Raw genomic sequence first — 20719 nt, 5'->3', positions numbered from 1 at the left:
CACGAGGTTCACCATGCCCTGGTTACAAGTCCGTCTCGCCATCACCCCCGAACAGGCGGAGACCTACGAAGATGCCCTGCTCGGCGTCGGCGCCGTGTCGGTGACCTTCATGGACGCCGAGGATCAGCCGATCTTCGAACCGGACCTGGGCACCACCCCGCTGTGGTCGCACACCCACCTACTGGCTCTGTTCGAGGCCGACACCGACCCGGCCAATCTGATCGCGCATCTGCAACTGCTCACCGGCGGCGAACTGCCAGCCCACGAGATCGAGCAGATCGAAGACCAGGACTGGGAACGCAGCTGGATGGACAACTTCCAGCCCATGCGCTTCGGCCAGCGCCTGTGGATCGTACCGAGCTGGCACGCCGCGCCGGAGCCGGACGCGGTCAATCTGCTGCTCGACCCGGGCCTGGCCTTCGGCACCGGCACCCACCCGACTACCGCGCTGTGCCTGGAATGGCTGGACGGCCAGGCACTAACCGACTGCGACGTGATCGACTTCGGTTGCGGCTCCGGCATCCTCGCCATCGCCGCCCTGCTGCTCGGCGCGCCGCAGGCACGCGGCACCGACATCGATCCGCAGGCTCTGGAAGCCTCGCGCGACAATGCCTCGCGCAACGGCATCGACCCGGCACGCTTCCCGGTCTACCTGCCCGCCGACATGCCGCAACAGCCGGCCGATGTGGTGGTCGCCAATATCCTGGCCGGCCCGCTGGTATCGCTGGCGCCGCAGATCACCGCCCTGGTCAAGGCCGGAGGCCGCCTGGCGCTGTCCGGCATCCTCGCCGAGCAGGCAGCAGAAGTACGTGAAGCCTATGCTGGCGCTTTCGACCTCGATCCGACTGCGATCAAGGACGGCTGGGTGCGTATCAGCGGGGTAAAACGCTAGCAAGCGCTTGTATTCCCAGGCCCCTGCCTGGGTAAACTAGCGCCCTGTTTCGCACGGACCGCCGCATGACCGACAGTTTTGTCACCCAATGCCCCCACTGCCGCACCAGCTTCCGCATCAGTCGCGCACAGCTGGGTGCTGCCCATGGCGCTGTGCGCTGCGGGGCTTGCATGCGCGTGTTCAATGCCGCCCAGCAGATGCTGGTGGATCAGACCCGCGCCGGTAAACCTGCTGCCGCAGCGCCATCGCCAAGCAAGCCCGCGGCATCGGCTGCGGCACCGGCGCCCAGCCCTGTAGCACCTCCGGCCAGGGTGACACCGCCCGAGAGCAAAGCGACGCCGCCAGCCCCCGAGAAGAAGTCCGTCGACACCCTGTGGATCCACGATGACCTGGATCTGGATAGCCTTGACCTGGACGAAGAGCTGGCCAAGCTGGAAGAACAGGAAATGCAGCTGTCGCGCGAGTTCACGGCCATGTCCAGCGCGACTCAGCCGGCCATCACCCCATTCCAGAGCACGGAAGAAACCACCGACAAGCATGACGAGAGCTGGGCCGTTTCCCTGCTCAAGGAAGAAACAACGCGCAAGGCAGAACCCCCACGCCAGCCTGCGCGCACGGAAAGCGCTGTCCCTTCGCTACCCGAAGAGCCCAGGGAGCACGTCGCCGAAATACGTACCGAGCCGGTCATCGATGAGCCAGATGCCCGCGGCGAGCCCGACGAGCCCGAAGAGATCGACGATAGCGCCTACCGTACCCGCCACCAGGCGCCCCAGAAGCCAGAACGCAGCGAGCCCGCCCTGCGTGACGACAGCCTGCTGGATCTCAGCGACGACCCACTGCAACTCGACTGGCAACAGCCGAAGAAGCCCTGGGGCCGCTGGTTCGGCTGGGGCCTGCTGAACCTGCTAGGCGCCGGCGCACTGGCCTTCCAATACATTGCCTATCACTTCGAGGAACTGGCTCGCCAGGATCAGTACCGTCCCTGGTTCGAAGCCGTCTGCCCGGAGATTGGCTGCAGCCTGCCGTCCAAGGTCGACATCAGCCAGATTCGCAGCACCAACCTGGTGGTGCGCAGTCATCCGCAGTACATGGACGCGCTGCTGGTGGACGCCATCCTCTACAACCGCGCGCCCTTTGCCCAGCCGTTCCCGGTACTGGAATTGCGCTTCGCCGACATCAATGGCCAGCTGATCGTCGGCAGCCGCTTCCGCCCCAGCGAGTACCTCAGCGGCGAGCTGGCCGGCCAGGCCGAAATGCCGCCGCAGACGCCCATCCACATCTCCTTGGAGATCAAGGACCCCGGCGCCAGAGCGGTCAACTACAGCCTCAACTTCCACTCCCCCGAATAAGCTGCAAGCGCCGGAATTCCGGCACTTGCAGACGCCACACCGAGCAAAGGCAATAAGCCGACGACTGTTCATAATTTGTTCAAAACAGCCTTTATCCGGTCACCGAGAGCGGGTATCATGCCCTCCCTTTTTCGCACTCCCCCGAACGCCGTTTTACGTACAGGCGGTGCTACGCCTTTGCCAAACGACCTTCGCCAGAACAGGGATGACCCCATGTCGGTGGTACACATCGGCCCCTATACACTGCCCAACCAGCTGATCCTCGCCCCCATGGCGGGCGTCACCGATCAGCCGTTCCGGCAGCTGTGCCGACGCCTCGGCGCCGGGATGGTGGTTTCCGAGATGGTCACCAGCGACGTACGCCTGTGGAACAGCCGCAAGTCGCGCCTGCGCCTGATCCACGAGGGCGATCCCGAGCCACGCTCGGTACAGATTGCCGGGGGCGATCCCGAAATGCTCGCCGAAGCCGCCCGTCGCAATGTCGAACTGGGCGCACAGATCATCGACATCAACATGGGCTGCCCGGCCAAAAAGGTCTGTAACAAGGCTGCCGGTTCGGCGCTGATGAAAGATGAAGCGCTGGTCAGCGCCATCTTGGATGCCGTGGTCAATGCCGTTGACGTGCCGGTGACCCTGAAGATCCGCACCGGCTGGGATCGCGAGAACAAAAACGGCATCACCGTAGCGAAAATCGCCGAACAGGCCGGCATCAGCGCACTGGCCGTACACGGCCGTACCCGCGCAGACCTGTACACCGGCGAGGCCGAGTACGACACCATTGCTGCCATCAAGCAGGCGGTCTCGATTCCGGTGTTCGCCAACGGCGACATCGACTCGCCACACAAGGCCAGGCAAGTCCTCGACGCTACGGGCGCCGATGCCCTGCTGATCGGCCGCGCCGCCCAGGGCCGCCCCTGGATTTTCCGCGAGATCGCCCACTATCTGGCGACCGGCACGGAAATGGCTGCCCCCAACCTCTACGAAGTAGAACGAATCCTGCTGGAACACCTGACCGCACTGCACGCCTTCTATGGCGACCTGATGGGCGTACGCATCGCTCGCAAGCATGTCGGCTGGTATCTGGCGACCCTGCCCGGCGCCAGGGAATTCCGCGCCGAATTCAATCGTCTGGACAGTACGGACGCGCAGTACACCAGCGTTCGGCAGTTTTTCGCCGAACGACATAACAAAGGAGAAGAGGTGGCCGCATGACGAGGATGACAGAGCCTTTTTTTGAGCAATCAGTTTTTGATGGGGCAGTACCCGTGAGCGACAACGCCAACCTGAAGCAGCACCTCAGCACTCCGTCCGAGCAGGGCCAGACCCTGCGCGACAGCGTGGAGCGAGCGCTGCACAACTATTTCGCGCACCTGGAAGGCGCCGACGCCACAGACGTCTACAACCTGGTCCTGACCGAGGTCGAGGCACCACTGCTGGAGACCGTGATGAACTACGTCAAGGGCAACCAGACCAAGGCCTCCGAACTGCTCGGACTGAACCGCGGTACGCTGCGCAAGAAGCTCAAGCAATACGATCTGCTGTAAGCGAATTTCCCCGAAAAGGGCGGCCAGAAGCCGCCCTTTTTCACTGATTTTCCAGCTCCAATGGACTTTGCAATGACCGACCAGACCACCCGCCTCCCCGTTCGCCGCGCCCTGATCAGCGTCTCCGACAAGACCGGCATCCTTGAGTTCGCCCGTGAACTCGAAGCCCTCGGCGTGGAAATTCTCTCCACCGGCGGCACCTACAAGCTGCTCAAGGACAACGGCGTCGCGGCCGTGGAAGTGGCCGACTACACCGGCTTCCCGGAAATGATGGACGGCCGGGTGAAGACCCTGCACCCGAAGATCCATGGCGGCATCCTCGGCCGTCGCGCCCTCGACGGTGCGGTAATGGAAGAGCACGGCATCAAGCCGATCGACCTGGTCGCGGTCAACCTCTACCCCTTCGCCGCCACCGTGGCCAAGCCGGGCTGTGACCTGGCCGACGCCATCGAGAACATCGACATCGGCGGCCCGACCATGGTCCGCTCCGCGGCGAAGAACCACAAAGACGTGGCCATCGTGGTCAACGCCAGCGACTACGTCGGCATCGTGGAAAGCCTCAAGGCCGGCGGCCTGAGCTACGCCCAGCGCTTCGACCTGGCCCTGAAGGCCTTCGAGCACACCGCCGCCTACGACGGCATGATCGCCAACTACCTGGGCACCATCGACCAGAGCCGCGACACCCTGTCCACCGAAGATCGCGGCGCCTTCCCGCGCACCTTCAACAGCCAGTTCATCAAGGCCCAGGAAATGCGCTACGGCGAGAACCCGCACCAGAGCGCGGCGTTCTATGTGGAAGCACAAAAAGGCGAGGCCAGCGTCGCTACCGCCGTGCAACTGCAGGGCAAGGAGCTGTCGTTCAACAACGTGGCCGACACCGACGCCGCGCTGGAATGCGTGAAGAGCTTCGTCAAGCCGGCCTGCGTCATCGTCAAGCACGCCAACCCGTGCGGCGTGGCCGTGGCCACCGACGAAGAAGGCGGCATCCGCAAGGCCTACGACCTGGCCTACGCCACCGACACCGAATCGGCCTTCGGCGGCATCATCGCCTTCAACCGCGAGCTGGACGGCGAAACCGCGAAAGCCATCGTCGACCGCCAGTTCGTCGAAGTGATCATCGCGCCGAAAGTTTCCCAGGCCGCCCGCGACGTGGTCGCTGCCAAAGCCAACGTGCGCCTGCTGGAATGCGGCGAGTGGCCGGCCGAACGTGCCGCCGGCTGGGACTTCAAGCGGGTCAACGGTGGCCTGCTGGTACAGAGCCGCGACATCGGCATGATCACCGCTGCCGACCTCAAGGTCGTCACCAAGCGCGCGCCGACCGAGCAGGAAATTCACGACCTGGTGTTCGCCTGGAAAGTGGCCAAGTTCGTCAAGTCCAACGCCATCGTCTATGCCAAGGGCCGCCAGACCATCGGTGTCGGCGCCGGCCAGATGAGCCGCGTCAACTCCGCGCGCATCGCCGCGATCAAGGCCGAGCACGCCGGCCTGCAGGTTGCCGGTGCGGTGATGGCCTCGGACGCCTTCTTCCCGTTCCGCGACGGTATCGACAACGCCGCCAAGGTTGGCATCACCGCGGTGATCCAGCCGGGCGGTTCGATGCGCGACCAGGAAGTGATCGAGGCGGCCGACGAAGCCGGCATCGCCATGCTCTTCACGGGAATGCGTCACTTCCGCCACTAATGTGCGGGGGCCGCGCTGAAGCAGGCGTCTGCGTTGTTGCGGACGACTTCGCTAATGCTCATTGCCAGTCGGCAACTGCGCTTATCGAAGCCATCCGCGCCTAGCATCCACCTGCTCCATCGCGGCCCGATAGATTTGCGTCGTAGCCCGGATGAAATCCGGGGACACCCCACTCAAAAGCCCCGGATTACATCCGGGCTACGGTCAGGAGATACCCCATGAACGTACTGATCATCGGCAGCGGCGGCCGCGAGCACGCCCTGGCCTGGAAAGTGGCGCAGGACAAGCGCGTCGAGAAAGTCTTCGTCGCCCCGGGCAACGCCGGCACCGCCACCGAAGCCAAGTGCGAGAACGTCGCCATCGACGTACTGGCCATCGAGCAGCTGGCCGACTTCGCCGAGAAGAACGTACAGCTGACAATCGTCGGCCCGGAAGCGCCGCTGGTGAAGGGTGTGGTCGACCTGTTCCGCACCCGCGGCCTGGACATCTTCGGCCCGACCGCCGCCGCCGCCCAGCTGGAAGGCTCCAAGGCCTTCACCAAGGACTTCCTGGCGCGCCACAACATCCCCACCGCCGACTACCAGAACTTCACCGAAGTCGAGCCGGCACTGGCTTACCTGCGCGAGAAAGGCGCACCGATCGTGATCAAGGCCGACGGCCTGGCTGCCGGCAAGGGCGTGATCGTCGCCATGACGCTGGCCGAAGCTGAAGACGCCGTGCGCGACATGCTCTCGGGCAACGCCTTCGGCGATGCTGGCGCGCGCGTGGTGATCGAGGAGTTCCTCGACGGTGAGGAAGCGTCGTTCATCGTCATGGTCGACGGCGAGAACGTGCTGCCGATGGCCACCAGCCAGGACCACAAGCGCGTCGGCGACGGCGATACCGGCCCCAACACCGGCGGCATGGGCGCCTACTCGCCGGCACCAGTGGTCACCCCGGAAGTGCACCAGCGCGTCATGGACGAGGTGATCTACCCGACCGTGCGCGGCATGGCCAGCGAAGGCAACGTCTACACCGGCTTCCTCTACGCCGGCCTGATGATCGACAAGGCCGGCAAGCCGAAAGTCATCGAGTTCAACTGCCGCTTCGGCGACCCGGAAACCCAGCCGGTGATGCTGCGCCTGGAAAGCTCCCTGGTGCTGCTGGTCGAAGCCGCACTGGCCAAGGCGCTGGACAAGGTCGAGGCGACCTGGGACCCGCGCCCGACCGTGGGCGTGGTGATCGCCGCGGGCGGCTACCCGGGCGACTATGCCAAGGGTGATGTGATCGAAGGCCTGGACGCCGCCGCCAAGCTCGACGGCAAGGTGTTCCATGCCGGCACCGCGCTGAAGGACGGCCAGATCGTCACCGCCGGCGGCCGCGTGCTGTGCGCCACCGCCATCGGCCCGAGCGTATCCAGCGCCCAGCAGCAGGCCTACCGCCTGGCCGAGCAGATCCGCTGGAACGGTAGTTTCTACCGCACGGATATCGGCTACCGCGCCATCGCCCGCGAGCAGAAGTAAGCCCCTCCCGGGCGCCCGTTACCCATTTCGTAACGGGCGCCACGGTAAAGCTGAGGTAAAGCTCCCACTTAGGGATTAGTCATGGCTGACTTTTGTGTATAAGCCATAGCTATAATCCGGAAATTATTCCTCGAAGGGACTCCCACTCGTGCGCCGGCTCTGGATTGCCACAGGACTCATCGTCTGCCTGTTGCTTGGCTTGCCGCTCGCGGCAACAGCCGACAGCGAAAACGTCGCCGCACATGGCAGCTGGTCGATCCTGCTCGACAAATCGGCGCAACTCTCGTTCAGCGAAGTGCAGGCACAAAGCTCACGCTTCCAGCCACTGGATCGCCTGTCCTTTACCCTTCCGGCCTCACCACAGGCCATCTGGCTCAAGGCCGATACGCGCTCATTCAGCGATCCGCACTGGCTGTGGCTATTCGCCCCCCGGGTGCAATACCTGGATTTCTACCTGGTCAATCAGGGTGTACTGGAGCAGACCCTGAACACCGGCGAAGCCCTGACCCTGACCTCACGACCGCTGCCTTCACGGGCCTACCTGTTCCCCCTGCCCAACGATGAGCAACCGCGTAGCGTCTATCTACGCATGACCTCCAACCATGCTCTGATGATGTGGTTCAAAGTCATCGACCAGAGCGAGTTGGTCGCTCAGGAGAAGCCTGCCTATCTGTTCGGTGCGCTGCTCGGCGGCTTGCTGCTGCTGGCCCTGTTCAACCTGCTACGCATGGTCTATTCCCCCACGGCCAGCAACCTGTGGCTGGCCGGCATGCATGCTGCCCTGGCCCTCTGCGCCACCGCCAATATTGGTCTGCTGGCCGTGTGGCTCCCCCAGCAGAGCTACAACCAGTCGCTGATCGCCGACCTTTCCGCCCTGGCCGCAGCGCTATGCATTCTTGGCTACACCCGCTTCTTCTTCCGTGGCAGCCCAGCCGAGCGCAGTCCCCTGCACCACATCCTGCATGCCGAATTCGCCCTGATCGCCTGCGCGGCGGCGATGATCGCCTTTACCGGCCTGTTCTGGCACAGCTGGCTGGTCTACGGCATGGTGGTGCTGGCCTCGCTGACCGTGCCAATCGTGGCCTTTGTGCACTGGCGCAACGGTTATCGGCCGGCGCGGCTGATCTTCGCGGGGCTGCTGCTGTTCAACCTCGGCTTCATCGTACTTGGCCCGGTGCTGTTCGGCTTTGACCAGCTCAACCCTGGCTGGCTGGTGCTCAGCCTGTTCAGCGTGGCGATGGTTGCCGGGCTGCTCCTCAGCATCGCGCTGTCCGAAAGGCAGCGACAGATCGCCAGCGAAACCCTGACCCGTCGCACCAGCGAGGCCGCTACCAGCGCCGAACTGAAAACCAAAGCCGAATTCCTCGCCAAGATCAGCCACGAAATCCGCACCCCGATGAACGGTGTGCTGGGCATGACCGAACTGCTGCTCGGCACCCCGCTCTCGGCCAAGCAACGCGACTACGTACAGACCATCCACAGCTCCGGCAACGAGCTGCTCACCCTGATCAATGAAATCCTCGACATTTCCAAGCTGGAATCCGGGCAGATCGAGCTGGACGATGTGCAGTTCGACCTCAATGCCCTGATCGACGACTGCCTGGATATCTTCCGCGCCAAGGCCGAGCAGCAGAAAGTCGAGCTGATCAGCTTCACCCAGCCACAAGTACCCAGAGTGATCAGCGGCGATCCCACACGCCTGCGTCAGACGCTGCTGAGCCTGCTGGACAACGCCTTCCGCCAGACCGATGAAGGCGAGATCCTGCTGGTCGTGGCCCTGGAGAACGAAGGCAAGGCGCCGCGTCTGCGCATCGCCGTGCAAGACAGCGGCCGCCCACTGGAGGCCGGAGAGCGCGACGCGCTGCTCAACAGCCAGCTGCACAGCAGCGACTTCCTCAGCGCCAGCAAACTCGGCGGCCGCCTCGGCCTGATCATCGCCCGCCAGCTGGTGCGTCTGATGGAAGGCGACTTCGGTGTGCAAAGCGGTAAAGGTGCCGGCAGCACCCTGTGGCTGACCCTACCGCTCGATCCGCAGCGTCTGGAGCAGCCCACTGCTGACCTCGACGGCCCGCTGCAGGGCGCACGCCTGCTGGTGGTGGACGACAACGAAACCTGCCGCAAAGTGCTGCAGCAGCAATGTCTCGCCTGGGGCCTGCAGGTCAGCACCGCGTCCTCGGGCAAGGAGGCTCTGGCCCTGCTGCGCACCAAGGCGAACATCCGCGAATACTTCGATGCCGTGCTGCTCGACCAGGAAATGCCCGGCATGACCGGCATGCAGCTGGCCGCCAAAATCAAGGAAGACCCCAACCTCAACCACGACATCCTGCTGATCATGCTCACCGGCATCAGCAACGCGCCGAGCAAGATCATCGCGCGCAACGCCGGGATCAAGCGCATCCTGGCCAAGCCGGTGGCCGGCTATACGCTGAAGACCACCCTGGCCGACGAGCTGACCCAGCGGCGCCAGGGCGCTCCCATGCAGCCCCAGGCCGACAGCAGCCTGCTGCAGGTGCCCGCGGACTTCCGCATCCTGGTCGCCGAGGACAACAGCATCTCGACCAAGGTGATCCGCGGCATGCTGAGCAAGCTCAACCTGCAGCCGGACACCGCCAGCAACGGCGAGGAAGCCCTGCGCGCCATGCAGGCACAGCAATACGATCTGGTGCTGATGGACTGCGAAATGCCGGTGCTCGATGGTTTCTCTGCCACCGAGCGCCTGCGCGAGTGGGAGCAACGCGAACAGCGCGAGCGCACCCCGGTGGTAGCCCTGACCGCGCATATACTCACCGAGCACAAGGAGCGCGCGCGTCAGGTCGGCATGGACGGGCACATGGCCAAGCCGGTGGAAATGTCGCAGCTGCGCGAATTGATCACTCATTGGGTCGTCGAACGCCAGCGCCGACGTGACGCCCTGGCCTCCTGACACATCGAATGCAGTCCCTTTCTCGCTGACGGTCCCACACATGTTCTCCGTGCTGTTCGCCCTGTACCTGAAGATGCTGGTTCTCTACAGCCCGTTCTTCGTGCTGTCGTGCTTTATCGGCCTCACTCCCGGCTACAGCGTCAAGGAGCGCAAGAAGCTGGCCTGGAAAGTCGCCCTGGGCACCCTCATCGCCAGCGTGCTGCTGTACCTGTTCGGCCAGACCATCTTCGAAATTTTCGGCATCACCGCCGACGCCTTCCGTATTGGCGCGGGTAGCGTGCTGTTCATCTCTGCCCTGGGCATGGCCCAGGGCAAGTCGGCGGTGCAAGCAGACAACGTGCAGCAGGACGTCACCATCGTGCCGCTGACCATTCCCCTGACCGTCGGCCCCGGCACCATCGGCGCCCTGCTGGTGATGGGCATCAGCCAACCGCAGTGGGACGACAAGCTGCTGGCCATCCTCGCCATCGCCAGCGCCAGTGCCACGGTGGGCGTGGTGCTGTTCCTCTCCGATCAGGTCGAGCGCCTGATCGGACAGCAGGGTCTGCAGATCGTCAGCCGCCTGATGGGCCTGTTCGTCTGTGCCCTCGCCGCGCAGATCATCTTCACCGGCATCCAGGGCTACCTGCACCCCTGATGCACCAGCGCCGGGCGCGCGGCCCCCAAACAGGGCGAAGCGCCTCTCGCCTGGCGCCCGAATGATCTACAAAATCCTTCCATATCAATCTCTTACGGAGATGGCATAGCTTTCGCTTTACGGACATCAACTTGGATACAAGAAGGAATCTAGGAAGATGTCCCACCGCGGATTTGGCTGGACCCTGGGGGAATGGCAACAGGCCTATCGCCGCCAGCAACTGCAACCCGACGTACTCGCCGAACTGCTCGCAGGGCTGAGTGCCGATGATCCGGCCTGGATCAGCCTGACCTCGCCCGCCGAGCTGCAGCAACAGCTCACACAACTGGCCGAGCGCCTGGCCGCCGTCAAAGGCGACCTTGGCCAGCTGCCGCTATACGGCGTGCCGTTCGCCATCAAGGACAACATCGACGCTGCCGGCTGGCCCACTACCGCCGCCTGCCCCGAGTTCGCCTACACCGCCACCGCCGACGCCACGGTAGTTGCCAAGCTGCGTGCCGCTGGCGCCATCCTCATTGGCAAGACCAACCTCGACCAGTTCGCCACCGGCCTGGTCGGCACCCGCTCGCCCTACGGCGCGGTGCCCAACAGCTTCAACCCGGCTTACGTCAGCGGCGGTTCCAGCTCCGGCTCGGCCAGCGTGGTCGCCCGCGGCCTGGTGCCCTTTGCTCTGGGCACCGACACCGCCGGCTCCGGACGCGTGCCGGCGGGCTTCAACAATATCGTCGGGCTCAAACCGACCAAGGGTTGGCTGTCGACCACCGGCCTGGTACCCGCCTGCCGCACCCTGGACTGCATCTCGGTGTTCGCCCTGACCGTGGTCGACGCCCAGCTCGTGGCCAACATTGCCGGCGGCTACGACGCACAAGACGCCTACAGCCGCCAGAACCCCGCAAGCGCCAAGGTCGGCATGCCGGTCAAGCCGCGCCTGGCGGTGCCGGCCGCGCCCGAGTTCTGCGGTGACACACAGAATCAGGTCGTGTTCGAGCAGGCGTTGGGCAAACTGCACGAGCTGGGCGCCGAGCTGGTGGAGATTGACTTCACCCCCTTCCAGCAGCTGGCCGAGCAGCTTTATTTCGGCTCCTGGGTCGCGGAGCGCAGCGTCGCCGTCGAAGGCGTGAACCCCGACCACATCAACCCGGTGGTACGCGGCATCGTTGCGGGCGGCCACAACTACAGCGCCTGCGATGCCTACAAGGCCGAGTACACCCGCGCCGAACTGAGCCGCGCCATCAACGACGCCCTGGCCGGCTTCGACGCCCTGGTCGTGCCAACCTCGCCGACCATTCGCACCCTGGCCGAGATGGCAGCCGAGCCGGTGCTGTTCAACAGCCAGTTCGGCACCTACACCAATTTCACCAACCTGGCCGACCTCTGCGCCCTGGCCGTACCGGCTGGCTTTCGCGACGACGGCCTGCCGGCCGGCATCACCCTGCTCGCGCCAGCCTGGCATGACCAGGCCCTGGCCGCGCTGGGCCAGCGCTGGCAGCAGGCGCTCGCTCTGCCATTGGGCGCCACAGACAGGCCGCTCGCGGCGCCAGCCGCCAACACCACGCCGCCGCCCGGCTGCGTACGGGTAGCCGTGGTCGGCGCGCACCTGACCGGCATGCCGCTGAACTTCCAGCTCACCCGCCGCGATGCAGTGCTGGTCGAGCAGACCACCAGCAGCGCCGACTACCGGCTCTACGCCCTGCCCGGCACCGTGCCACCCAAACCCGGTCTGGCGCGGGTCGCCGCCGATGGCGCGCCGATCATCGTCGAGCTGTGGGACGTGCCGCAGGCGCGCTTCGGCGAGTTCGTCGCCGAGATCCCGCCACCCCTGGGCATCGGCAACCTGCAGCTGGCCGACGGCCGCTGGGTCAAGGGTTTCATCTGCGAGCCCTACGCACTGGAAGGCGCGCGCGACATCACCAGCTTCGGTGGCTGGCGCGCCTTTATCGCCAGCCAGGCGCAAGGCTGAAACCATGCAGCTGGCCGACGCCCCACGCCCGGCAAAAGGTCGCCCGGCCGGCATGGCCGAGCGTATCTACCAGCAGCTCAAGGACGACATCTTCGAGTTTCGCCTGCTGCCCGGTGACCGCTTCAGCGAAGGCGAGGTCTCCGCGCGGGTCGAGGCCAGTCGCACGCCGGTGCGGCAGGCCCTGTATCGCCTGCAGCGCGAAGGCTATCTGGAGGTGCACTTTCGCAGTGGCTGGCAGGTACGGCCGTTCGACTTCGCCCATTTCGAGGAGCTCTACGAGCTGCGCATCGTCCTCGAACTGGAAGCCGTGCGACGCCTGTGCCTGCGCCCCATCGACGAACACCCCACTGCCCTGCAGGAACTGCAGCGCACCTGGATGGTGCGGCCTGACCAGCATCTGCAGGATGGCAGGGCAGTCTCGCTGCTCGACGAACGCTTCCACTGCCTGCTGCTGGAGGCGGCCGGCAATCGGGAAATGGCCCGGGTGCACGCCGAGGTCAGCGAGAAGATCCGCATTCTAAGGCGCCTGGACTTCACCCAGGCGCCCCGCGTGGCCCTCACCTACGAGGAACACGGCAGCATCCTCGGCGCGATTCTGGCGCGCCGTTGCGAAGAGGCACAGCAATTGCTGAAGGCCCATATAGAGGTCAGCAAGGCGGAAGTGCGCAAGATCACCCTGCACATGCTGCACAGTGTCCGGCAGAAGGCCGCCGGGGCGGGTGACGTGATTGACCTTTGAACCACTGCCATACCCATAAGCAATAACAACGCAGTTCAAAACACACGTTTAGTGAATGGAGATCGCCCTATGCAACGTCGCAGCCTGATCAAGGCCTTCACCCTTTCCGCTTCCATCGCCGCCATGGGCATGACCTGGACCGTACAGGCCGCCGAGACCATCAAGGTCGGCATCCTGCACTCGCTGTCCGGCACCATGGCCATCTCCGAGACCTCGCTGAAAGACATGGCGCTGATGACCATCGACGAGATCAACGCCAAGGGCGGCGTCAATGGCAAGCAGCTGGAGCCGGTAGTGGTCGATCCGGCCTCCAACTGGCCGCTGTTCGCCGAGAAGGCGCGCCAGCTGCTGACCCAGGACAAGGTCGACGTGGTGTTCGGTTGCTGGACCTCGGTCTCGCGCAAATCCGTGCTGCCGGTGTTCGAGGAGCTCAACGGTCTGTTGTTCTACCCGGTGCAGTACGAAGGCGAAGAGATGTCGCCGAACGTGTTCTACACCGGCGCCGCGCCGAACCAGCAGGCCATCCCGGCCGTGGAATACCTGATGAGCGAAGACGGCGGCGAAGCCAAGCGCTTCTTCCTGCTGGGCACCGACTACGTCTACCCGCGCACCACCAACAAGATCCTGCGCGCGTTCCTGCACAGCAAGGGCGTCGAGGACAAGGACATCGAAGAGGTCTACACCCCCTTCGGGCATAGCGACTATCAAACCATCGTCGCCAACATCAAGAAGTTCTCCGCCGGCGGCAAGACCGCAGTGATCTCCACCGTCAACGGCGACTCCAACGTGCCGTTCTACAAGGAACTGGCCAACCAGGGCATCGACGCCACCGACATTCCGGTGGTGGCCTTCTCGGTGGGCGAGGAAGAACTGCGCGGCATCGACACCAAGCCGCTGGTCGGCCAGCTGGCCGCCTGGAACTACTTCCAGTCGGTAGACAACCCGGTCAACAGCGCCTTCGTCGACAAGTGGAAGGCCTACGCCAAGGCCAAGAACCTGCCGAACTACCAGACCGCGGTGACCAACGACCCGATGGAAGCCACCTACGTCGGCATCAACATGTGGGCCCAGGCAGTAGAGAAAGCCGGCACCACCGAGGTCGACAAGGTCCGCGAAGCGCTGGCCGGCCAGACCTTCGCCGCGCCGAGCGGTTACACCCTGACCATGGACAAGACCAACCACCACCTGCACAAGCCGGTGATGATCGGCGAAGTTCAGGAAGACGGTCAGTTCTCCATCGTCTGGCAGACCGAAGGCCCGCTGCGCGCCCAGCCGTGGAGCCCCTTCATCCCCGGCAACGACAAGAAGCCGGATTATGCGGTGAAGTCCAACTAAGGACTTCCACCCTCTCCCCCGGCCCCTCTCCCGTCAACAGGAGAGGGGAGCGCAGCAACTCGGTGCCGCCTGATATCTCTGCGCTTGCCGGCAACGCCGTACGTTCCCTCTCCCATTCATGGGAGAGGGCTAGGGAGAGGGTGATAGCCCTGGTTCGTAGCCCGGATGCAATCCGGGAAAGGCCGTCCCGGATTACATCCGGGCTACGGCTCCACTCGAAGGACCGTTGCACTATGCCCACTGCCCTGTACCGAATCCTGCTGTCACTGGCACTGCTGTTGCCACTGAGCGCCCATGCCGGCGATGCCAGCGACTTCGTCGCCGCCAGCCCGGCCAAGCAAGCCAAGCTCCTCGAGAGCTGGGCCGCACACCCCGATCCTGCCCGCCAGCCACTGCTCAATGCCCTGCAGCAGGGCCGTCTGGCCAGCGACACCAACAAAATTCCCTTCATCGAAGACGATGGCCAGTACCTGCCGGCCGAAGGTAGCGCCGAGCCCAGCTCGCCGCCAAAGAAACTGCGCCTGAACAACCGCTTGCGCGGCCTGCTGGCCAATGCTCAAGCGGCCCAGCAACTGCTGGCAGACGAGCCCGCCGTGCGCCTGGCGGCCGCCCAGGAGCTGCAACGCAAAGCCAAACCCAGCCAGCTGGCCCTGCTCAACAGCCGAGTAGACGCCGAGCAGGACCCCGCCGTGCGCGATGCACTAGCCCTGGCCCTGGCCAACCTGCAGCTGGCTGATACCGATCCGGCGGTGCGTCTGCAGGCCGTGCGCCTGCTCGGCGAGAGCGGCGAACCACTGGCCCGAGTGCGCCTGGAAGGCCTGCTGGCTGAAGGCGCGGAAAGCGACGCCGCCGTACGCACCGCTGCCGAGACCAGCCTGGCCCAGGTCAAGCGTCGCCTGCTGGTCGGCGAACTGCTCGGCCAGGCCTTCAGCGGGCTGAGTCTGGGCAGCATTCTGCTGCTGGCCGCCCTCGGCCTGGCCATCACGTTTGGGCTGCTGGGCGTGATCAACATGGCTCACGGCGAGATGCTGATGCTCGGCGCCTACACCACCTACATGGTGCAGATCGCCTTCAAGAACCTGGCACCGGAATACCTCGCGCTCTACCCCCTGGCTGCCCTGCCGGTGGCCTTCTTCGTCACCGCCGCCATCGGCATGGCGCTGGAGCGCACGGTGATCCGCCACCTCTACGGCCGCCCGCTGGAAACCCTGCTGGCCACCTGGGGCATCAGCCTGATCCTGATCCAGGCCGTGCGGGTGATTTTCGGTGCGCAGAACGTCGAAGTGGCTAACCCGGCCTGGCTGTCCGGCGGCGTACAGGTGCTGCCGAACCTGGTACTGCCCTACAGCCGCATGGTGATCATCGGCTTCGCCCTGTTCGTGGTGGCCCTGACCTGGCTGCTGCTGAACAAGACCCGCCTGGGCCTGAACGTGCGCGCCGTCACCCAGAACCGCAACATGGCGGCCTGCTGCGGCGTGCCGACCGGGCGGGTGGACATGCTCGCCTTCGGCCTCGGCTCCGGTATCGCCGGCCTTGGCGGCGTGGCCCTGAGCCAGATCGGCAACGTCGGCCCGGACCTCGGCCAGAGCTACATCATCGACTCCTTCCTGGTGGTGGTGCTCGGCGGCGTCGGCCAGCTGGCCGGTAGCGTCATGGCCGCCTTTGGCTTAGGGATCGCCAACAAGCTGCTGGAGCCACAGATCGGCGCCGTACTGGGCAAGATCCTCATCCTCGCGCTGATCATTCTGTTTATCCAGAAACGTCCGCAGGGGCTGTTCGCATTGAAAGGACGGGTGATCGACTGATGACTCAAGCACTCAACCAAACGCTGCTGGCCAGGGCCACGGCGAAACTGGGACCGAAGGCCTCACTGACAGCACTCGGCCTGGTTCTGCTCGCCCTGCTGGCCATGCCGCTGCTGCACCTGCTGCCAGCGGACAACGCCCTGCACGTCTCGGCCTACGGCCTGACCCTGGTCGGCAAGATCCTCTGCTACGCCATCGTCGCGCTGGCGCTGGACCTGGTCTGGGGTTACGCCGGCCTGCTCTCGCTCGGTCACGGCCTGTTCTTCGCCCTCGGCGGCTACGCCATGGGCATGTACCTGATGCGCGAGAGCGCGGGAGACGGGTTGCCCGCCTTCATGAGCTTCCTCGCCTGGACCGAGTTGCCCTGGTACTGGTACGGCACCAGCAGCTTCCTCTGGGCGCTGTGCCTGGTGGTGCTGGCACCCGGCCTGCTGGCCCTGGTGTTCGGCTTCTTCGCCTTCCGCTCGCGGATCAAGGGCGTGTATTTCTCGATCATGACCCAGGCGCTGACCTTCGCCGGCATGTTGCTGTTCTTCCGCAATGAAACGGGGTTTGGCGGCAATAACGGCTTCACCAATTTCAGGACGATCCTCGGCTTCGACATTACCGCGCCGGGCACCCGCGCCTTCCTGTTCTTCTGCACCGTACTGCTGCTGGTCGGCAGCCTGGCGCTGGGCTTCATGCTGGCGCGCAGCAAGTTCGGCCGGGTCCTCACCGCCCTGCGCGACGCGGAGAACCGCCTGATGTTCTGCGGCTACGACCCGCGCGGCTACAAGCTGTTTATCTGGGTCTTGAGCGCAGTGTTGTGCGGCCTGGCCGGCGCGCTGTACGTGCCGCAGGTGGGCATCATCAACCCCAGCGAGATGTCGCCGACCAACTCCATCGAGGCCGCCATCTGGGTCGCCCTCGGCGGCCGTGGCACGCTGATCGGCCCGCTGCTCGGCGCCGGTCTGGTCAACGGTATGAAGAGCTGGTTCACCGTGGCCTTCCCCGAATACTGGCTGTTCGCCCTCGGCGCGCTGTTCATCGTCATCACCCTGTTCCTGCCCAAGGGCGTGATCGGCCTCCTGAAAAAGGAGAAAGACCAATGAGAGCCACTCCGCTACCCGAACTCATGCTCGAACCCGCCTTCGATCCGGCCGGCGCCGCGCGCGACGCCATCGGCGCCGGGCGCCTGGCCAGCAAGGGCCTGGATGTCCGCCACGGCACCATCCTGACCCTGGAAGGCATCAACGTCAGCTTCGACGGCTTCCGTGCCATCACCGACCTCAACCTGTACATCGGCGTCGGCGAGTTGCGCTGCATCATCGGCCCCAACGGCGCCGGCAAGACCACCATGATGGACGTGATCACCGGCAAGACCCGCCCGGACAACGGTCACGCCTATTTCGGCGAGACCCTCGACCTGACGCAGATGAGCGAGGTCGAGATCGCCCAGGCCGGCATCGGTCGCAAGTTCCAGAAACCCACGGTGTTCGAGGCACTCAGCGTGTTCGAGAACCTGGAACTGGCGCTGAAGACCGACAAATCGGTGTGGGCCAGCTTGCGTGCGAAGCTGTCTGGTACGCAGAAAGATCGCATCGAGGAGGTGCTCAGCACCATCCGCCTGGAAGGCTCGCGCCATCGTCCTGCCGGGCTGCTGTCACACGGCCAGAAGCAGTTCCTGGAAATCGGCATGCTGCTGGTGCAGGACCCGCAACTGCTGCTGCTCGACGAGCCGGTTGCCGGCATGACCGACGCCGAAACCGAATTCACCGCCGAGCTGTTCAAAAGCCTGGCCGGCAAGCACTCGCTGATGGTGGTGGAGCACGATATGGGCTTCGTCGGCTCGATCGCCGACCACGTCACCGTGCTGCACCAAGGCAGCGTGCTGGCCGAAGGTTCGCTGGAGGACGTGCAGGCCAATGAGCGGGTGATCGAGGTCTATCTCGGTCGTTGAAATCTGATGCATGCCCACGCAGAGCGTGGGAACGATCAAGGGGAAAGACATGCTGCAAGTCGACAAACTCCACCAGTACTACGGCGGCAGCCATATCCTGCGCGGCCTGAGCTTCGAGGCGAAGGTCGGCGAGGTCACCTGCCTGCTCGGCCGCAACGGCGTGGGCAAGACCACATTGCTGAAATGCCTGATGGGCCTGATCCCGGCCAAGGAAGGCAGCATCAACTGGGAAGGCCAGACCATCAACGGCCACAAGCCGCACCAGCGCGTGCATGCCGGCATCGCCTACGTCCCCCAGGGCCGCGAAATCTTCCCGCGCCTGACCGTGGAAGAGAACCTGCTGATGGGTCTGTCCCGTTTCGGCGCCAGCGAGGCCAAGGTCGTGCCGGAATTTATCTACGAGCTGTTCCCGGTGCTGCGCGAGATGAAGCAGCGCCGTGGCGGCGATCTCTCAGGCGGCCAGCAGCAGCAACTGGCCATCGGCCGCGCCCTGGCCAGCCAGCCGCGCCTGCTGATCCTCGACGAGCCCACCGAAGGCATCCAGCCCTCGGTGATCAAGGAGATCGGCGTGGTCATCAAGAAGCTCGCCGCGCGTGGCGACATGGCCATCCTGCTGGTCGAGCAGTTCTACGACTTTGCCGCCGAGCTGGCCGACCAGTACCTGGTGATGAGCCGCGGCGAGATCATCCAGCAAGGCCGTGGCGAAACCATGGACGCCGATGGCGTGCGCGGACTGGTGGCGATCTGATAAAACCTCGACCATGAACGCACCGCTCTCCCCTATCCTGTTCACCCCCAGCTGGCATGCCGAGCTGGAGCTGGGCTACGCCCGCAGCGGCGAACACACCCGCCCGGTCATGCGCCGCCACCAGGGCCCGCTGCGCGTACAGAAGCACCTGTATGCCGAAGGGCCCGAGGTGTGCCAGCACATCATCGTCCACCCACCCGCCGGCATCGCCGGCGGTGACAGCCTGAACATCAACGCCAGCGTCGGCGCTGGCGCCTGGGCCCAGCTGACCAGCCCTGGCGCGGCCAAGTGGTATCGGGCCAATAGCCCGGCCTACCAGCACGTCGCACTGCAGGTCGCAGCCGGCGCCACCCTGGAATGGCTGCCACAGGAAACCATCGTCTACGCCAGCGCCCAGGCCGAACTGAGCACCCGCATCGAACTGGAGCGCGACGCCCGCCTGTTCTACTGGGACATCATCGCCCTCGGCCGCCCGGCCGCCGGCGAGCGCTTCGACGCCGGCCACTTCCAGGCGCACCTGGATATCCGCCGCGACGGCCAGCCGCTGTGGCACGAGCGCCAGCGCATCGCAGGCGCTGACGGCCTGCTCGACTCGCCCATCGGCCTGGCCGGCCAGCCGGTATTCGCCACCCTGCTGGTCAGTGGCGAAATCGACGCCGAGCTGCTGGAGCGCTGCCGAGCAGTGGCCAGCCCGGTGCGTGGCGACCTTACCCAACTGCCGGGCCTGCTGGTGGCTCGCTGCCTGGCCGGCGAAGCGCTGCAGGCGCGCGCCTGGCTGATCGAACTCTGGCGCCTGCTGCGCCCCGCACTGCTTGGCCGCGAGGCCGTGCCCCCACGAATCTGGAGTACCTGATGGACCTGTCGCCAAGAGAGAAAGACAAGCTGCTGATCTTCACCGCCGGCCTGGTGGCCGAGCGGCGTCTGGCCCGTGGCGTCAAGCTGAACTACCCGGAAGCCATGGCCTACATCTCCGCCGCCCTGCTCGAAGGCGCCCGCGACGGCCAGACAGTGGCCGACCTGATGCACTTCGGCACCACCCTGCTGACCCGCGAGCAGGTGATGGAAGGCGTGCCGGAGATGATTCCGGAGATTCAGATCGAAGCCACCTTCCCCGACGGCACCAAGCTGGTGACCGTGCACCAGCCGATTGCCTGAGGTGCCTATGCATATCCAGATCAATGAGGCGACGGAAAGCGACCTGCCGGAAATTCTGGAGATCTACAACGACGCGGTGCTCAACACCACGGCCATCTGGAACGAAACCCCGGTGAGCCTCGACAACCGCCGCGCCTGGCTGCTTGAGCGCAAGGCCGCCGGTTTTCCGGTTCTGGTCGCCCGCGGGCCGCTCGATCAGCTGCTGGGCTATGCCACCTACGGTACCTGGCGCAGCATCGAGGGCTTCCGCCACACCGTCGAACACTCGGTGTACGTGCGCAGCGACAAGCGCGGCCTGGGCATCGGCCCACAGCTGCTGGAGGCGTTGATCGCCCGGGCGCGGGACGCCGGCCTGCATGTCATGGTCGCCGCCATCGAGAGTGAAAATCGCGCCTCGATCCGCCTGCACAAACGCCTGGGCTTCGAGGTCACTGGGCAAATGCCTCAGGTCGGCCGCAAGTTCGACCGCTGGCTGGACCTCACCTTCATGCAACTGATTCTGGAGTAATCA

18 protein-coding genes are annotated in these 20719 nt (G+C 65.0%); all 18 read left to right on the top strand.

Annotated features, from left to right (window positions below; genetic code table 11):
* Positions 1 to 13: 13 nt before the first annotated feature.
* Positions 14 to 892 (top strand): 50S ribosomal protein L11 methyltransferase, encoded by an 879-nt coding sequence (gene prmA / locus P7A97_RS03165; RefSeq protein WP_277688488.1) that lies wholly within the window; start codon positions 14 to 16, stop codon positions 890 to 892.
* 65 nt (positions 893 to 957) lie between these two features.
* Positions 958 to 2241, top strand: a complete 1284-nt coding sequence (locus P7A97_RS03160) for a DUF3426 domain-containing protein (protein WP_277688487.1) — start codon at positions 958 to 960, stop codon at positions 2239 to 2241.
* A gap of 213 nt (positions 2242 to 2454) precedes the next feature.
* Positions 2455 to 3453: a tRNA dihydrouridine synthase DusB gene (gene dusB, locus P7A97_RS03155; protein WP_277688486.1), complete on the top strand. Its 999-nt coding sequence runs from the start codon at positions 2455 to 2457 to the stop codon at positions 3451 to 3453.
* Positions 3450 to 3785 carry a DNA-binding transcriptional regulator Fis gene (fis, locus tag P7A97_RS03150; protein WP_277688485.1) on the top strand — a complete coding sequence of 112 codons (336 nt, stop codon included), beginning with the start codon at positions 3450 to 3452 and terminating at the stop codon, positions 3783 to 3785. The genes dusB and fis overlap by 4 nt, the downstream gene beginning before the upstream one ends.
* 72 nt (positions 3786 to 3857) lie before the next feature.
* Entirely contained in the window at positions 3858 to 5465 is a 1608-nt protein-coding gene (gene purH / locus P7A97_RS03145; RefSeq protein WP_277688484.1) for a bifunctional phosphoribosylaminoimidazolecarboxamide formyltransferase/IMP cyclohydrolase, read from the top strand.
* 218 nt (positions 5466 to 5683) lie between these two features.
* A complete protein-coding gene (purD, locus tag P7A97_RS03140; protein WP_277688483.1) occupies positions 5684 to 6967 on the top strand; it encodes a phosphoribosylamine--glycine ligase in 1284 nt (427 codons plus the stop codon).
* Between the two features lie 148 nt (positions 6968 to 7115).
* Complete coding sequence (locus tag P7A97_RS03135; RefSeq protein WP_277688482.1) at positions 7116 to 9890, top strand: hybrid sensor histidine kinase/response regulator; 2775 nt, start codon at positions 7116 to 7118, stop codon at positions 9888 to 9890.
* 40 nt (positions 9891 to 9930) lie between these two features.
* A complete protein-coding gene (locus P7A97_RS03130; protein WP_277688481.1) occupies positions 9931 to 10527 on the top strand; it encodes a MarC family protein in 597 nt (198 codons plus the stop codon).
* A gap of 157 nt (positions 10528 to 10684) precedes the next feature.
* Positions 10685 to 12487 (top strand): allophanate hydrolase, encoded by a 1803-nt coding sequence (atzF, locus tag P7A97_RS03125; RefSeq protein WP_277688480.1) that lies wholly within the window; start codon positions 10685 to 10687, stop codon positions 12485 to 12487.
* Positions 12488 to 12491: 4 nt separating this feature from the next.
* On the top strand, positions 12492 to 13226 hold the full coding sequence (locus P7A97_RS03120) for a GntR family transcriptional regulator (protein ID WP_277688479.1): 735 nt from the start codon (positions 12492 to 12494) through the stop codon (positions 13224 to 13226).
* 69 nt (positions 13227 to 13295) lie between these two features.
* A complete protein-coding gene (gene urtA / locus P7A97_RS03115) occupies positions 13296 to 14561 on the top strand; it encodes an urea ABC transporter substrate-binding protein (RefSeq protein WP_277688478.1) in 1266 nt (421 codons plus the stop codon).
* A 233-nt stretch (positions 14562 to 14794) separates the two neighbouring features.
* Positions 14795 to 16366, top strand: coding sequence for an urea ABC transporter permease subunit UrtB (gene urtB, locus P7A97_RS03110; protein WP_277688477.1), 1572 nt, complete (start codon positions 14795 to 14797; stop codon positions 16364 to 16366).
* Complete coding sequence (gene urtC / locus P7A97_RS03105) at positions 16366 to 17457, top strand: urea ABC transporter permease subunit UrtC (protein ID WP_277688476.1); 1092 nt, start codon at positions 16366 to 16368, stop codon at positions 17455 to 17457. Before urtB ends, urtC begins: the two co-directional genes overlap by 1 nt.
* Positions 17454 to 18305, top strand: a complete 852-nt coding sequence (gene urtD, locus P7A97_RS03100) for an urea ABC transporter ATP-binding protein UrtD (RefSeq protein WP_277688475.1) — start codon at positions 17454 to 17456, stop codon at positions 18303 to 18305. The genes urtC and urtD overlap by 4 nt, the downstream gene beginning before the upstream one ends.
* 49 nt (positions 18306 to 18354) lie before the next feature.
* A complete protein-coding gene (gene urtE, locus P7A97_RS03095) occupies positions 18355 to 19053 on the top strand; it encodes an urea ABC transporter ATP-binding subunit UrtE (protein ID WP_277688474.1) in 699 nt (232 codons plus the stop codon).
* A 13-nt stretch (positions 19054 to 19066) separates the two neighbouring features.
* Positions 19067 to 19906 carry an urease accessory protein UreD gene (locus P7A97_RS03090; RefSeq protein ID WP_277688473.1) on the top strand — a complete coding sequence of 280 codons (840 nt, stop codon included), beginning with the start codon at positions 19067 to 19069 and terminating at the stop codon, positions 19904 to 19906.
* Complete coding sequence (gene ureA / locus P7A97_RS03085) at positions 19906 to 20208, top strand: urease subunit gamma (RefSeq protein ID WP_277688472.1); 303 nt, start codon at positions 19906 to 19908, stop codon at positions 20206 to 20208. Before P7A97_RS03090 ends, ureA begins: the two co-directional genes overlap by 1 nt.
* A 7-nt stretch (positions 20209 to 20215) precedes the next feature.
* The gene (locus P7A97_RS03080; RefSeq protein ID WP_277688471.1) at positions 20216 to 20716 is read left to right on the top strand and encodes a GNAT family N-acetyltransferase; all 501 of its coding nucleotides are present in this window, start codon (positions 20216 to 20218) and stop codon (positions 20714 to 20716) included.
* Positions 20717 to 20719 lie beyond the last annotated feature (3 nt).

It is taken from the genome of Pseudomonas sp. GOM6 (assembly GCF_029537485.1).
Taxonomy (GTDB): Bacteria; Pseudomonadota; Gammaproteobacteria; order Pseudomonadales; family Pseudomonadaceae; genus Aquipseudomonas.
Note: the sequence above shows the minus strand (reverse complement) of the source record. Positions and strands in the feature narration are given on the sequence as shown.

Coding starts and splice junctions, on each gene's coding strand:
- prmA (WP_277688488.1), top strand. CDS start 14: ATGCCCTGGTTACAAGTCCGTCTCGCCATCACCCCCGAACAGGCGGAG.
- P7A97_RS03160 (WP_277688487.1), top strand. CDS start 958: ATGACCGACAGTTTTGTCACCCAATGCCCCCACTGCCGCACCAGCTTC.
- dusB (WP_277688486.1), top strand. CDS start 2,455: ATGTCGGTGGTACACATCGGCCCCTATACACTGCCCAACCAGCTGATC.
- fis (WP_277688485.1), top strand. CDS start 3,450: ATGACGAGGATGACAGAGCCTTTTTTTGAGCAATCAGTTTTTGATGGG.
- purH (WP_277688484.1), top strand. CDS start 3,858: ATGACCGACCAGACCACCCGCCTCCCCGTTCGCCGCGCCCTGATCAGC.
- purD (WP_277688483.1), top strand. CDS start 5,684: ATGAACGTACTGATCATCGGCAGCGGCGGCCGCGAGCACGCCCTGGCC.
- P7A97_RS03130 (WP_277688481.1), top strand. CDS start 9,931: ATGTTCTCCGTGCTGTTCGCCCTGTACCTGAAGATGCTGGTTCTCTAC.
- atzF (WP_277688480.1), top strand. CDS start 10,685: ATGTCCCACCGCGGATTTGGCTGGACCCTGGGGGAATGGCAACAGGCC.
- P7A97_RS03120 (WP_277688479.1), top strand. CDS start 12,492: ATGCAGCTGGCCGACGCCCCACGCCCGGCAAAAGGTCGCCCGGCCGGC.
- urtA (WP_277688478.1), top strand. CDS start 13,296: ATGCAACGTCGCAGCCTGATCAAGGCCTTCACCCTTTCCGCTTCCATC.
- urtB (WP_277688477.1), top strand. CDS start 14,795: ATGCCCACTGCCCTGTACCGAATCCTGCTGTCACTGGCACTGCTGTTG.
- urtC (WP_277688476.1), top strand. CDS start 16,366: ATGACTCAAGCACTCAACCAAACGCTGCTGGCCAGGGCCACGGCGAAA.
- urtD (WP_277688475.1), top strand. CDS start 17,454: ATGAGAGCCACTCCGCTACCCGAACTCATGCTCGAACCCGCCTTCGAT.
- urtE (WP_277688474.1), top strand. CDS start 18,355: ATGCTGCAAGTCGACAAACTCCACCAGTACTACGGCGGCAGCCATATC.
- P7A97_RS03090 (WP_277688473.1), top strand. CDS start 19,067: ATGAACGCACCGCTCTCCCCTATCCTGTTCACCCCCAGCTGGCATGCC.
- ureA (WP_277688472.1), top strand. CDS start 19,906: ATGGACCTGTCGCCAAGAGAGAAAGACAAGCTGCTGATCTTCACCGCC.
- P7A97_RS03080 (WP_277688471.1), top strand. CDS start 20,216: ATGCATATCCAGATCAATGAGGCGACGGAAAGCGACCTGCCGGAAATT.